Annotated in this window: 18 protein-coding genes; 15 read left to right on the top strand and 3 right to left on the bottom strand. The window is 68.6% G+C overall.

Annotation, left to right across the window (positions count from 1 at the left end; translation table 11 throughout):
* Nucleotides 1–57: 57 nt before the first annotated feature.
* From AC07NI_RS21480 to AC07NI_RS21455, 6 genes are read left to right on the top strand one after another with little or no spacing between them, the layout of a single operon-like run.
* A complete protein-coding gene (locus AC07NI_RS21480; RefSeq protein ID WP_494622886.1) occupies nt 58–1,155 on the top strand; it encodes an MBL fold metallo-hydrolase in 1,098 nt (365 codons plus the stop codon).
* A 45-nt stretch (nt 1,156–1,200) separates the two neighbouring features.
* The gene (locus tag AC07NI_RS21475) at nt 1,201–1,638 is read left to right on the top strand and encodes a MarR family winged helix-turn-helix transcriptional regulator (protein WP_494622884.1); all 438 of its coding nucleotides are present in this window, start codon (nt 1,201–1,203) and stop codon (nt 1,636–1,638) included.
* 2 nt (nt 1,639–1,640) lie between these two features.
* Nucleotides 1,641–2,411, top strand: coding sequence for an enoyl-CoA hydratase-related protein (locus AC07NI_RS21470; RefSeq protein ID WP_494622882.1), 771 nt, complete (start codon nt 1,641–1,643; stop codon nt 2,409–2,411).
* 35 nt (nt 2,412–2,446) lie between these two features.
* Nucleotides 2,447–3,418 (top strand): SDR family NAD(P)-dependent oxidoreductase, encoded by a 972-nt coding sequence (locus AC07NI_RS21465; protein WP_494622880.1) that lies wholly within the window; start codon nt 2,447–2,449, stop codon nt 3,416–3,418.
* Nucleotides 3,418–3,933: a hypothetical protein gene (locus tag AC07NI_RS21460; protein WP_494622878.1), complete on the top strand. Its 516-nt coding sequence runs from the start codon at nt 3,418–3,420 to the stop codon at nt 3,931–3,933. Before AC07NI_RS21465 ends, AC07NI_RS21460 begins: the two co-directional genes overlap by 1 nt.
* Entirely contained in the window at nt 3,930–4,787 is an 858-nt protein-coding gene (locus AC07NI_RS21455; protein WP_494622876.1) for an SDR family oxidoreductase, read from the top strand. The genes AC07NI_RS21460 and AC07NI_RS21455 overlap by 4 nt, the downstream gene beginning before the upstream one ends.
* On the opposite strand, the gene AC07NI_RS21450 is transcribed toward AC07NI_RS21455, so the two are convergent.
* Nucleotides 4,784–5,182, bottom strand: a complete 399-nt coding sequence (locus AC07NI_RS21450; RefSeq protein WP_494622875.1) for a TfoX/Sxy family protein — start codon at nt 5,180–5,182, stop codon at nt 4,784–4,786. The two genes, AC07NI_RS21455 and AC07NI_RS21450, sit on opposite strands and share 4 nt — an antisense overlap.
* Between AC07NI_RS21450 and AC07NI_RS21445 the strand changes: the two genes are divergently transcribed.
* Nucleotides 5,124–5,606 (top strand): GNAT family N-acetyltransferase, encoded by a 483-nt coding sequence (locus AC07NI_RS21445; RefSeq protein WP_494622873.1) that lies wholly within the window; start codon nt 5,124–5,126, stop codon nt 5,604–5,606. The genes AC07NI_RS21450 and AC07NI_RS21445 overlap by 59 nt on opposite strands.
* Here the strand turns inward: AC07NI_RS21445 and AC07NI_RS21440 are convergent.
* Nucleotides 5,598–6,854, bottom strand: a complete 1,257-nt coding sequence (locus AC07NI_RS21440) for an MFS transporter (RefSeq protein ID WP_494622871.1) — start codon at nt 6,852–6,854, stop codon at nt 5,598–5,600. The genes AC07NI_RS21445 and AC07NI_RS21440 overlap by 9 nt on opposite strands.
* A 97-nt stretch (nt 6,855–6,951) precedes the next feature.
* Here AC07NI_RS21440 and AC07NI_RS21435 point away from each other — a divergent pair, with 97 nt between their 5' ends.
* From AC07NI_RS21435 to AC07NI_RS21405, 7 genes are all read left to right on the top strand, one after another.
* On the top strand, nt 6,952–6,996 hold the full coding sequence (locus tag AC07NI_RS21435) for a hypothetical protein (RefSeq protein ID WP_199743377.1): 45 nt from the start codon (nt 6,952–6,954) through the stop codon (nt 6,994–6,996).
* Between the two features lie 64 nt (nt 6,997–7,060).
* Nucleotides 7,061–7,591, top strand: a complete 531-nt coding sequence (locus AC07NI_RS21430) for a GNAT family N-acetyltransferase (RefSeq protein ID WP_494622869.1) — start codon at nt 7,061–7,063, stop codon at nt 7,589–7,591.
* A gap of 32 nt (nt 7,592–7,623) precedes the next feature.
* Nucleotides 7,624–8,184: a DUF1285 domain-containing protein gene (locus AC07NI_RS21425; RefSeq protein ID WP_494622868.1), complete on the top strand. Its 561-nt coding sequence runs from the start codon at nt 7,624–7,626 to the stop codon at nt 8,182–8,184.
* Nucleotides 8,185–8,195: 11 nt separating this feature from the next.
* Nucleotides 8,196–8,846: a CoA pyrophosphatase gene (locus AC07NI_RS21420; protein WP_494623334.1), complete on the top strand. Its 651-nt coding sequence runs from the start codon at nt 8,196–8,198 to the stop codon at nt 8,844–8,846.
* Nucleotides 8,847–8,937: 91 nt separating this feature from the next.
* The gene (locus tag AC07NI_RS21415; RefSeq protein ID WP_494622866.1) at nt 8,938–10,191 is read left to right on the top strand and encodes a CCA tRNA nucleotidyltransferase; all 1,254 of its coding nucleotides are present in this window, start codon (nt 8,938–8,940) and stop codon (nt 10,189–10,191) included.
* Between the two features lies 1 nt (nt 10,192).
* Nucleotides 10,193–10,897, top strand: a complete 705-nt coding sequence (locus tag AC07NI_RS21410) for a glutamine amidotransferase-related protein (RefSeq protein ID WP_494622864.1) — start codon at nt 10,193–10,195, stop codon at nt 10,895–10,897.
* Nucleotides 10,898–10,939: 42 nt separating this feature from the next.
* Complete coding sequence (locus tag AC07NI_RS21405) at nt 10,940–11,587, top strand: Isoquinoline 1-oxidoreductase subunit (RefSeq protein ID WP_494622862.1); 648 nt, start codon at nt 10,940–10,942, stop codon at nt 11,585–11,587.
* On the opposite strand, the gene AC07NI_RS21400 is transcribed toward AC07NI_RS21405, so the two are convergent.
* Nucleotides 11,574–12,206 (bottom strand): TetR/AcrR family transcriptional regulator, encoded by a 633-nt coding sequence (locus AC07NI_RS21400; RefSeq protein WP_494622860.1) that lies wholly within the window; start codon nt 12,204–12,206, stop codon nt 11,574–11,576. The two genes, AC07NI_RS21405 and AC07NI_RS21400, sit on opposite strands and share 14 nt — an antisense overlap.
* Before the next feature lie 86 nt (nt 12,207–12,292).
* Between AC07NI_RS21400 and AC07NI_RS21395 the strand changes: the two genes are divergently transcribed.
* Nucleotides 12,293–12,940, top strand: coding sequence for an O-methyltransferase (locus AC07NI_RS21395; RefSeq protein ID WP_494622858.1), 648 nt, complete (start codon nt 12,293–12,295; stop codon nt 12,938–12,940).
* Nucleotide 12,941: the final 1 nt, after the last annotated feature.

The raw sequence follows: 12,941 nt of genomic DNA, 5'->3' as shown, positions 1-12,941 counted from the left end.
AAAAAATGGGTTGGATCAACGACAAGCGCCGGCTGAACCGGCCCTGAAGGGAACGAAATGCGCGACGGGTTTGAAGACGAAGAGACGACCGAGGTCCCCGAAGTCCGCAAGGCCGGACGGCTGGTCTATCCGTTCGAGACGGCGCCGGAGCAGGGCTCGGGCGACGCGGTCGAGGTCGCGTCGGGCGTGCTGTGGCTGCGGATGCCGCTGGGCGGATCGCTGCAGTTCATCAATGTCTGGGCCATCCAGGACGGCGAGGGCTGGGCGATCGTCGACACCGGCGTCCAGACCCGCGAGACCAGCCAGGCCTGGCGCGACGCCTTTGTCGGCGCCCTGGGCGGCAAACCGGTGACCCGGGTGATCGTCACCCACCTGCATCCCGACCATATCGGCCTGGCCGGCTGGATGACCCGCAAGTTCGACTGCCGGCTGTGGATGACCCGGCTGGAATACTTCCAGTGCCGGATGCTGGTGGCCGACACCGGCCGCGAGGCGCCCGAGGACGGGGTGAAGTTCTTCCACGCCGCCGGCTGGGACGAGGACGCCATCGAGAATTACAAGGCCCGCTTCGGCGGCTTCGGCAAGGCGATCTACGCCCTGCCCGACAGCTATCGCCGGCTGTCGGATGGCGAGGACTTCGACATCGGCGGCAAGACCTGGCGGGTGGTGACGGGGCAGGGGCACTCGCCCGACCACGCCTGCCTGTGGTGTCCCGAGCTGAACGTGCTGATCTCCGGCGACCAGGTGCTGCCGCGCATCTCGTCCAACGTCTCGGTGTTCCCGACCGAGCCGGACGCCGATCCCTTGAGCGACTGGCTGCGGTCGCTGGCCAAGGTCAAGGCGACGGTGCCGGACGAGGTCATCGTGCTGCCGGCCCACAACGACCCGTTCGAGGGCTTGCACACCCGCATCGACGGCTTGATCTCGGGCCACGAGCGCGGCCTGGCGCGCCTGGAGAAGAAGCTGGTCGAGCCCAAGCGGGTGGTCGACACCTTCGGCGCCCTGTTCGCCCGGCAGATCGGACCGGACCTGCTGGGCATGGCCACGGGCGAGGCGCTGGCGCACCTCAACTGCCTGATCGGTCGCGGCAAGATCCAACGCACGGTCGATGGCGAGGGCGTGGCCTGGTACGCGGCTTTTTCTAGTCCAGACTAAAAACACGCGTTTGACATTTCGCGTGCGAAACATAATCTGGCCGGCATGTCCGTGCCCGCCGACCGCCGCCTCATCTTCCTGCTCAACGCCGGCCATCGGCGCGTGCAGCGCTGGATCGAGGGCAAGATGGCGGCCAAGGGCGGGCTGACGGCGGCCCAGTCGGGGGTGCTGTTCTATCTCGGCGAGCGGGACGGGGCGCTGATCGGCGAGGCCGCCGACGCCCTGGACCTGGCCCCCTCGGCCATGACCGGCCTGATCGACCGCATGACCCGCGCCGAACTGGTCGAACGCCGCGCCGACGCCAAGGACGGCCGCGCCATGCGCCTGCACCTGACCGACCGTGGGCGAGAGGCCCGCGTGGCGGCCAAGGCCGGGCTCGACGGCATCAACGCCCACCTGACCGAAGGCTTCACGGACGAGGAGATCGGCGTCGTCGCGCGCTGGCTCGCCAGTCTGCAGACCAAGTTCCCCAAGGGAGAATGACCATGACCGATCAAGTTAAGGTCGAGATCGACGCCGGCGTGATGACCATCACCCTGGCGCGTCCGAAAAAGAAGAACGCCCTCTCCAACGCCATGTATGGCGTGCTGGCCGACAGCCTGGAGCTCGCCGAGAAAGACACCGCCGTCCGCGTCGTGGTCATCCAGGCCGACGGCGACAGCTTCACGGCCGGTAACGACCTGCAGGACTTCGCCGCCCAGGCCACCGGCGCCTTCACGGGCGAGCGCCACGTGATCCGCTTCCTGAAGGCCCTGGCCAACGCCACCCGGCCGCTGGTCGCCGCCGTCCAGGGCCAGGCCGTGGGCGTGGGCACGACCATGCTGCTGCACTGCGACCTGGTGTTCGTCACCCCCGACGCGCGCTTGACCACGCCGTTCGTCAACCTCGCTCTTGTGCCCGAAGCCGCCTCCAGCTGGCTGCTGCCGGCCCGCATCGGCCACGCTCGCGCCTACGCCATGTTCGCGCTGGGCGAGGCGATCGACGGCGGCACGGCGGTCGCCTGGGGCATCGCCAACGGCTCGGCCGAGCTGGGTGACCTGCGCGCCCGCGCCCGCGCCGCCGCCGACCAGCTGGCCAAGCGTCCGCTGGGCGCCCTGACCGTCACCAAGCGCCTGATGCGCGACGCCGAAAAGATCGCCGCGCTGATGGATACCGAGGGCGCGGAATTCGCCGCCCGCCTGCAGACGGCCGAGGCGCGGGAAGCCTTCATGGCCTTCGCCGAACGCAGGGCGCCTGATTTCTCGAAGGTGGGCTAAGCTCCACCGATAACAAAACGATCTGGGAGGATCGCATGGCGGAACGGATCACCTCGCCCTTCGGGGCGAAGTCGACGGCGCGCGAGGTCGTCGCGGGTCATGACCTTTCGGGGCGCGTGGCCATCGTCACCGGCGCGGCCACCGGCATCGGCGTCGAGACGGCGCGGGCCCTGGCCGAGGCCGGGGCGGAGGTGATCATCGCCGCCCGCAAGCCTGAGCTGGGCGAGGAGGTCGCCAACGAGATCAACCAGGGTGTCGGCTCCAAACGCGTCAGCTTCGGCATGGTCGACCTGGCCAGTCTGGAGTCCATCCGCCACTTCGCCCACGTCTGGGGCGATCGGCCGATCGACCTCCTGATCAACAATGCCGGGGTCATGGCCAGCCCGCTGATGCGCACTGCCGACGGCTTCGAGATGCAGTTCGGCACCAATCACCTGGGCCACTTCCTGCTGTCGGTGCTGCTGGCCCCGAACCTGGTCGCCGGGGCCAAGGCCTCGGGCAAGCGCTCGCGGCTGGTGTCGCTGTCGTCGATCGGCCACCGCCGCGCCGGGGTGAACTTCGAGGACCCGAACTACGAGCATCGCGACTACGACAAGTGGGAGGCCTACGGCCAGGCCAAGACCGCCAACAGCCTGTTCGCGGTCGGCTTCGACAAGCGGTTCAAAGGCGAGGGCGTCAACGCCAACGCCGTCATGCCCGGCGGGATCATGACCCCGCTGCAGCGGCACATGTCGATCGAGGAGCAGCGCGCCATGGGCTGGCTGGACGAGAACGACAAGCCGCGCGAGGGCTTCAAGACCACCGAGCAGGGCGCGGCGACCAGTGTCTGGGCCGCGGTCGGCGACGAGCTGGACGGCGTCGGCGGGCTTTATCTGGAAGACTGCAACCAGGCCGTCCCGTGGAGTCAGGAGCGGCCTTGGAATGGCGTCATGCCCCACGCCCTGGACCCCGAGGCGGCCGACCGCTTGTGGGACCTGTCGGTAAAGACCGTCGGAGCCGGCGCCTGATGCAGGACCGCACCGTCCTGCGTCTGGCCGGCGCCGCCGTGCTCGTCGGCTCGGCCATCGATGTCGTCGCGCCGTTCCTGATCTATCCGCACTTGGTCGAGCCGCAGCCGCACCTCGTCTACGTGACCATCGACCTCCTGCTGATGATCGGCATGCTGGGTGTCTGGTCGGCGAGCAAGCGCACGGCCAGCGTCTTGGGCCTGGTTGGCTTCGTGCTGGGCCTGCTGGGCGTGATGCTGGTGCGGACCTCGTCGGCCAAGATCTTCGGCGAGGCCTCGTACATGATCGCCTCCAGCCTCTGGTCGATCGGCATGGTGGTCTGGGCGATCGACCTGCTGCGGGCCAAGGTGTTCCGGATTTCCGCCGGCCTGTGGATCGCGGCGCTCGTCATCGGCCTTGTCGGCGTCGCGCTGAAGGATCACGGTCCCGTCGCGCACGTGGCCAAGATGAGCTTCATCCTCGGCTTCATCGTCGCCGGCGTTCAGCTGATCAAAACGCGTGGAGAACCCGCATGAGCCTGAAGGGCAAGACCCTCTTCGTCACCGGCGCCTCGCGCGGCATCGGCCTGGCCATCGCCCTACGCGCGGCGCGGGACGGGGCCAATATCGTCATCGCCGCCAAGACGGCCGAGGCGCATCCGAAGCTGCCGGGCACGATTTACACGGCCGCCAAGGAGATCGAGGCCGCCGGCGGCCAGGCCCTGCCGCTGGTGGTCGACGTACGCGAGGAGGCCAATGTCCAGGAGGCGGTCGAGAAGGCCGTCGCCCAGTTCGGCGGGATCGACATCTGCGTGAACAACGCCTCGGCCATCTCGCTGACCGGGACGCTGTCGACCGACATGAAGCGCTACGACCTGATGCATCAAATCAATACGCGCGGCACGTTCCTGACCTCCAAGACCTGCATCCCCTCCCTGAAGAAGTCGGCCAATCCGCACGTGCTGATGCTGTCGCCGCCGCTGGACATGTCGCCGCGCTGGTTCGGGCCGCATGTGGCCTACACCATGGCCAAGTTCGGCATGTCGATGTGCGTGCTGGGCATGGCCGAGGAGTTCAAGGCCGACGGCATCGCCTTCAACGCCCTGTGGCCGCGCACCGGCATCGCCACCGCCGCCATCCAGTTCGCCCTGGCCGGCGAGGAAGGCCTCAAGCACTGCCGCACGCCGGAGATCATGGCCGACGCGGCCTATGCGATCTTCAACAAGCCCTCGCGCGAGCTGACCGGCCAGTTCCTGATCGACGACACGTTCCTCTACGGCGAGGGCGTGCGCGACTTTGACCAGTACAAGGTCGATAAGGGCGCGACCCTGATGCCGGACTTCTTCGTGCCGGAAACCAGCGAGCCGCCGCCGGGGGTTAAGATCGGCTAGCGCTTCTTCTTGGAGGTCGCGGCCCGTGCGGCGACCTCCAGCGACTTGCGCGACCATTCCAGCAGGAAATCCTGGTCGTCCAGCGCCTCGGCCGGGGCGGTCCAGTAGGCCATCGGCTTGTCGTGGCCGAACGGCGCGAAAGGGTGGGAGCCGGCGGCTTCGAACTCGAGCTTCAGGGCGTCGTCGCCCTTGAGGTACAGGGTGTCGTCGTCGATCAGCGCGAAGAACAGGCCGTTCGCATAGACGCCGACTCCGCCGAACATCGAGCGCGAGGTGATGTGGCCCAGCGGGGCCAGTTGCTCCAGAACGAAGTCCCGATAGTCCGCAGAGACCGCCATGCCCGTTTCCGTCCGTCCCGCCACGCCGTCCGACGCCGCCCTGATCCACCAGTTCATCCTCGATCTGGCGGACTATGAAAAGCTGCTTGACACGGTGCAGGCGACGGAAGCCGACACGGCGGCCGCGTTGTTCGGTCCCCAGGCGCGGGCCTCTGCCGACATCGCCGAGATCGACGGCCAGCCGGTCGGCTTCGCCCTGTGGTTCTACAACTACTCGACCTTCGTCGGCCGCCACGGAATCTATCTGGAGGACCTGTTCGTGCGGCCGTCGGCGCGGTGTTCGGGCGCGGGCAAGGCGCTGCTGGCCAACCTCGCCAAGCGCTGCGTCGACGAGGGGCTAGGTCGCCTGGAATGGACGGTGCTCGACTGGAACGCCCCGTCGATCGCCTTCTATGACAGCCTCGGCGCGGCCGCGATGGACGAGTGGATCATCCGCCGCCTGACCGGCGACGGCATCAAGAAGCTCGCGGGGCTACTCTAGCCGGTCGGCCTTGCGCAGGTCGGGGAACAGGAAGGCCCACAGGGCCGTGACCGCCATGGCCCCGACGCCGCCGAACACCGCGGCGCCGATCGGGCCGAGCAGCCAGGCCATGGCTCCGCTCTCGACCTCGCCGAGTTCGTTGGAGGCGCTGATGAACACGCCCGAGACGGCGGCGACGCGGCCGCGCATGGCGTCCGGGGTGACGATCTGCACCAGGGTCTGGCGGACATAGACGCTGAGCATGTCGGCCCCGCCCAGCACGGCCAGGGCCGCGACCGACAGCCATTCCAGCTTCGACAGGCCGAACACCACCGTGGCCAGGCCGAAGACCGCGACACCGGCAAACATGATCCGGCCGGCGTGGCGGCGGATCGGGCTGCTGGCCAGATAGACGCCGACCACAGTCGCGCCAATCGCCGGGGCCGCGCGCAGCAGGCCAAAGCCGCCGGGACCGATGTGCAGAACGTCCTTGGCGAACACAGGCAGCAGGGCCGTGGCCCCGCCCAGGATCACCGCGAATAGATCCAGCGAGATCGAGCCGAACACGATCTTGTTGTTCCAGACATAGGAGAGGCCCTCCTTGATCAGCTCGACGCGCGAGCCGGGCTGGGTCTCGGGCTTGGTGTTCTTGCGGATCATCAGGGCCAGGACCGAGGCCACCAGGTAGAGACCCAGCGAAGTCCCGAAGGCCAGAGCCGGCGAGTGGATCAGCAGCAGGCCGCCGAGCGCCGGGCCCATGATCGAGCCGCCCTGCCAGGACAGCGAGTTCCAGGCGATGGCGCGCGGCAGCAGCGGGCGCGGCACCAGCATCGGCCCCATGGCGCTGCTGGCGGGCGACAGGAAGGCGCGGCTGGCCCCGAACATCACGGAGACGGCGAAGATCGGCCACAGGGCGTGCGAGCCCATCAGGGCCAGGGTCAGCAGCACGCTGGCGCTGATCGCGTCCAGGCACAGCGTGGCGGCGACGATCAGCTTGCGGGTCCGCCGGTCGGCGGTCTCGCCGGCCAGCAGGGTCAGCAGGAACAGCGGCAGGAACTGGGCCAGGCCGATCATGCTGACCATGAACGCCGACTCCCCGACCGAGTGGGTCAGGCGGGCGATGGCGTAGACCTGCCAGCCCAGGGCCACCGACTGGATCTGCACCCCCAGGGTGGAGACGAACCGCGCCACCCAGAAGAGGAGGAAGTCATGCTCCCGCAACAGGGCGCGGGTAGACGTGTCGGGTGCGGGTTCGGCGGGCTCGGACATCGGCCCGCAACATAGGGCCAAGTCGCCGCACCGCAACGTTATTGACCTGAGAAAGCCTTGGCCCTACAGCGCGCGCATCTTTTGGGAGTTTCAGGCGATGCGACGCCTTCGACGAATGACGCGCGAACGCGCCACGATCTGACGCCCTCCCGGTCGCGCCTTCGCGTCGGGAGCCCCCGACGCCCTTTCGCATTTCCCGAAGGCCGATGACCTCCGTTCAAAAGTCCATTTCTCCCGCCGCCTATCCGCCCTTGGTCCAAGAGACCCCGGCGATGGAAGCGGCCGTCACCCATCTGATCGACCGGGTGTTCGGCCCGGGCCGCTTCGCCAAGTCGTCCGAGCGCCTGCGCGAGGGCAACACCTTGCTAGCCGACTGCTCGTTCGTGGCCCTGCGCGATGGCGCGCCTGTCGGCTGCTGCCGCATGTGGCCGGTGACCATCGGCGGCGAGCCGGTGGCGTTCCTGGGTCCGCTGGCCGTCGATCCCGACGAGCGCAGCGCGGGCCTGGGCCAGGCCCTGGTCGAGAGCGCCGTCGAGGCCGCCCGCGCCGCCGGCTGGCGCGCGGTGCTGCTGGTCGGCGACGGCCCCTATTTCGGCCGGGTCGGCTTCACCAACGCCCACACGGCCGGCGTCGTCCTGCCGGGACCGGTGGACCAGCGCCGCGTGCTGCTGTTGCCGCTGCGTCAAGCTGGGGACGAAGGTCTGTCGGGTCTCGTCGCGATCGATCCGCGCGCTTGAGCCAGGCGGCCGATAGGCCTAACTGATCAGCGATGACCGATGCCCCCAAAGCTGGACTGGAAGGCGTCGCCCAAGCCGCGAAAGCGGCGGGCGGACGCGGCCTGCCGCCGGTGCATCTGTGGAACCCGCCCCATTGCGGCGAGATCGACATCCGCATCCGCAAGGACGGGGTCTGGTTCCACGAGGGCACGCCGATCGGTCGCGAGGCGCTGGTGCGGCTGTTCTCGACCGTGCTGCGGCTCGATCCGGACGGCTATCACCTGGTCACGCCGGTCGAGAAGATGAAGATCACGGTGGAGGACGCGCCGTTCATCGCCACGCGCGTGGATCGTGAAGGCGAGGCGCTGATCTTCCAGACCAATGTCGGCGACACGGTCAAGGCCGGGCCGGACAATCCGATCCGCGTCGAGATCGACGCCGAGACCGGCGAGCCGCGTCCCTATGTCCACGTCCGTAGGGGGCTGGAGGCGCTGATCGCCCGGCCGGTGTTCTACGAGCTGGCCGAGATGGCGCGGGAGCAGGGCGACGTCTGGGGCGTGACTTCGAACGGGGCCTTCTTCCCGATCGCGCCGGCGGGAGCCGTTCCCGCATGACGCCCAATACCCTGCAGGGGAGCGAGCGCCGCGCCTGGATCACCAGCCGCCTGCATCCGATCTCGGAGTACGACCCGAGCCTGGCCGACCCGAAGAAGTCCGACTACGACCTCAATCCGGGTCTGAAGGTCGACAATCCGCACGCCCTGCGTCCGGCCGCCGTGCTGGTGGGGCTGATCGAGCACGAGGACGGTCTGACCGTCCTGCTGACCCGCCGTTCCGACACCCTGCGCAGCCACACCGGCCAGATCGCCTTCCCCGGCGGTCGCTGCGATCCGGGCGAGACGCCCTGGCAGACGGCCCTGCGCGAAGCCCAGGAAGAGGTGAACCTCGACCCGGCCTGCGTGACCGTGGCGGGTCTGCTGCACGGCTACCAGACGGTGACCGGCTTCCATGTCACGCCCGTGGTCGGCTTCATCGATCCGAAGGCGACCTTCGTGGCCAGTCCCGAGGAAGTGGCCGACGTCTTCGAGACGCCGTTCGCCTTCCTGATGGATCCGGACAACCATCAGCGCCAGTCGCGGGAGGCTCCCGACGGCGCGCGACGTCATTTCTATGCGATGCCCTGGAACGACCGGTTCATCTGGGGGGCGACGGCCGGCATGCTCCGGTCGCTGTACGAAGCGCTTTACGACGAAAGCGGACGGACACCCTCCGAATAGGGTGTTTCCGATCTGGTAGAGCCAGGGCTACTTGGCCTAACAATGACGCCCCGTTTCAGGGGCCAAGACGCGTACTTGTGGGAGTTCGGCGTTGAGCAGTGAATCGATCGGCATCCAGCCCTGGATGGCGCTACCGGAGACCAAGGCCGTGTTCGCGGCCCTGGAGGCGCGCGGCTATCCCGGCTGCGCCCGTTTCGTCGGCGGCTGCGTGCGCAACGCGGTCATGGACAAGCCTGTCGACGACATCGACATCGCCACCACCCTGACGCCGGACCTGATCATCGACGCCCTGGAGCAGGCGGGCCTGCGGGCCATCCCGACCGGCGTCGACCACGGCACCATCACCGCGCTGTCGGGCGGCCGGCCCTATGAGATCACCACCCTGCGCAAGGACGTCTCGACCGACGGCCGCCGGGCGGTGGTGGCCTTCACCCAGGACTGGGGCCAGGACGCCGAGCGCCGCGACTTCCGCTTCAACGCCCTCTATGCCGACCTTGAGGGGCGCGTCTACGACCCGACCGGCGAGGGGATCAAGGATGCGCGCGAGGGCCGGGTGGTGTTCGTCGGCGATCCGATGACCCGCATCCGCGAGGACTATCTGCGCATCCTGCGCTTCTTCCGCTTCCAGGCCTGGTACGGCAAGGGCGACGCCGACCAGAAGGCCCTGGCCGCCTGCAAGGCGCTGAAGGGCATGGTCTCGGGTCGCGCCGCCGAGCGCACCCAGAAGGAGCTGATGAAGATGCTGGCCGCGGAGGACCCGCGTCCGGCCCTGCGTCTGATGGGCGCTACCAGCGTGCTGTCCTCGATCCTGCCGCAGGTGAAGTCCCTGGCCCGCTTCGAGGCCCTGGTCGCCATCGAGACCGAGCAACTGTTCGAGAACGACCCCGACCTGCGCCTGGCCGCCCTGATCCCGGACGATCCCAAGCAGGCCGCCGACCTGGCCGAGCGCCTGCGCCTGCCCAACAATGTCCGCGACCGCATTGTCGACGCCGTGGGCAAGAACCCGCGCGTCGTCTCGTGGATGAGTCCGCGCGAGGCCCGCCGGGCGGTATATGGCCTGGGCGTGCGGGCGTTCAGCGATCGGATCAAGCTGGCCTGGGCCGGTTCGGGCCGCGACTCGACGGCGCCTCAATGGCGGGCCCTGCTGGCCCTGGCCGAGACCTGGAACCCGCCGGCCTTCCCGCTGTCGGGCGACGAGGTCATGCAGGCCGGCGTGCCCAAGGGGCCGCTGGTCGGCGAGGTGATGCGCGAGGTCGAGATCTGGTGGATCGACCAGGACTTCATCGAGGACAAGTTCAGCGCGATCGAGCGCCTGAAGGCGGTCGCACAAGGGATGGTCTACTGACATGAAGATCGGCCTGCTCGAGACCGGTAACCCGCCCGGCGACCTCGCGGACACCCACGGCAGCTACGCGGCGATGTTCGAGGCGCTGCTGGGTCCCGAGCACACCTACCGCGTCTACGACGTCCAGAAGGGGGAGCTGCCCGCCGACCCGGCCGAGAACGACGCCTATGTCATCACCGGCTCGGCGGCCGGGGTCTATGACCCGCTGCCCTGGATCGAGCCGCTGAAGGCGTTTCTCGTCCAGGCCAAGGGCGAGCAGCCGATGGTCGGGGTGTGCTTCGGCCACCAGATCATGGCCGAGGCGTTCGGCGGCAAGGCCGAGAAGTCCGACAAGGGCTGGGGCGTGGGTCTGCAGGCCTATGCGGTCGAGGTCCAGGAACCGTGGATGGACAGCGCGGCCCACGTCGCCGTGCCGGGCTCGCACCAGGACCAGGTGACGACCCTGCCGCCCGGCGCGCGGGTGCTGGCCGGCAGCGCGTTCACGCCCTACGGCATCCTCGCCTATGACGACGCCAAGGCGATCTCGATGCAGTTCCACCCCGAGTTCTCGCCGGCCTACGCCAAGGCGCTGATCGAGGCGCGGCGCGGCACGCGGTTCACGGACGAGCAGGCCGATGCGGCGATCGCCAGCCTGAGCGCCGACAACGACGCCGCGCGGATGGCCGCGTGGATCGGCGGATTCCTCAAGCAGGAAACCCAAGGCTAAGCGGGAACGTTACCGTCCCGGTGCAATCCGGGAGGTCCGTCCATGCGTATCGCTACCGTCGTGATCCTGGCCGGAACCCTGGCCGCCGCCGGTGCGGTCGTCGCCAGCGTCCAGGCCGCGCCTGAAGCCAAGCCGGCTCCGGCGCCGGTGGCGCTGAAGACCGCCGCCAGCTTCCAGTCGATCACCGACCCTGCCGCGCGGTCGGTCGCCCTGTTCCAGGAGGCCGGCAAGGTCATCCAGAGCCCGCGCTGCCTGAACTGCCACCCGGTCCAGCGCGCTCCGACCCAGGGCGATAACCTGCATCCGCACAATCCGCCGATGGTGGCTGGCGACAGCGGCCACGGCCCGGCCGGCATGCCGTGTTTCTCGTGCCATACGGCCGCCAACGTCCCGACCTGGGGCGCGGACATCAAGAGCATCCCCGGCGATCCCAAGTGGGGCCTCGCGCCAGTCGAGATGGCCTGGCAGGGCAAGTCGCTGGGTCAGATCTGCGCCCAGATCAAGAACCCCTCGACCAACGGCGGCAAGTCGATGGCCGAGCTGCATCACCACATGGCCGAAGACCACCTGGTCGGCTGGGCCTGGCGCCCCGGCGCGGGCCGCGTTCCGGCCCCTGGCACGCAGGCGCAGTTCGGCGAGCTGATCAAGGCGTGGATCGACACTGGGGCCAAGTGCCCTAAGGCCGCCTGAGGCTTTCCAGATAGGCGGTGAACATGTCGGCCATGGCGTCGGCATGCGCGACGATCTCGGCGTCCGTGCGCGGCGTTTCCGAGAAGACGCTAGCCACTTCCTTGAGCGTCATCTTGATCAGGTCGGCGGCCTGAACGCACTTGGCCTCGGGCGTATCCGGCAGGACCTCGCGCATGAACCTCAGGATGATGCCGACGCCGGACGCGCGGGCCTCGGTGGCTTCGGGCGCATCGCGATAGAGCGGGGCAGCGTCGTTCAAGGCTGTACGCATCTGCGCCTCCTCGCACTCCGAGCGCACGAAGGCGTGGACCAGGGCGCGCAGGCGCTCCAGCGGTGGGCGCGCGCCGTCCTCCAGGATCGAGCGCAGCAGATCGGTGGTCTGGCGCCACTCGTCGCTCTGCAGTCGGAATAGGATCGCGGCCTTGTTGGGGAAGTATTGGTAGACCGAGCCGACGCTGACCCCGGCCTTGTCGGCGACCCGGGCGGTGGTGAAACGCGCCGCGCCCTCCTTGGCCAGAACCTGAACAGCCGCCTCCAGGATCGCCGCCACCAGCTCGGCCGAGCGGGCCTGCTTGGGCTGCTTTCGTGAGGAAATACGGGGGCTTGGGTGGTCGGGCATGGAGGCGTCCGGCAACGCGAATAGGAAACCTGACGAATTAGTCGCATTTCTGGGGTCGGCGCAACACCGCGCTTTTGGAGACCTCCATGAACACCCTGATCAAGCTGGGTCCGCTGCTGGACCGCCTGTTCGGCCTGAGCGAAGCGGCGCGTCCCGTCTTCTCCGGCGTGCCCGCCGCCGAGCGCGAGCGGCTGATGCGCAGCAAGACCGAATATCTCGAACTCTACGGCCACCTGAAGGAGTTCCCCCTGGCGGTGTCGCGCGAAACCGGCGCGCTGCTCTACATGCTGGCCCGCTCGATCGGCGCGAAGACCATCGTCGAGTTCGGAACCTCGTTCGGCATCTCGACCCTGCACCTGGCCGCGGCCGTGCGCGACAATGGCGGCGACGGCCGCGTGATCACCACCGAGTTCGAGGTGTCCAAGGCCGAGCGCGCCCAGGAGCACTTCGTGGCCGGCGGCGTCAGCGACCTGATCGAGATCCGCCTGGGCGACGCCTTGCAGACCCTGGCCATCGACCTGCCCGAGACCATCGACCTCGTCCTGCTGGACGGCGCCAAGGCGCTCTACCCGGAGGTTCTGGCCCTGCTGGAAAGCCGCCTGCGCCCCGGCGCGCTGATCGTCGCCGACAATGCCGACTACGCCCCGGAATATCTGGCCCGCGTGCGCTCGACCGAAGCCGGCTACCTGTCGCTGCCGTTCGACGAGGACGTCGAGCTGTCGATGAAGCTCTAGA

Source organism: Caulobacter sp. GW821-FHT10E02, from assembly GCF_059415225.1.
The sequence above is the reverse complement of the archived record's forward strand: the minus strand, read 5'-3'. Positions and strand labels throughout refer to the sequence as shown.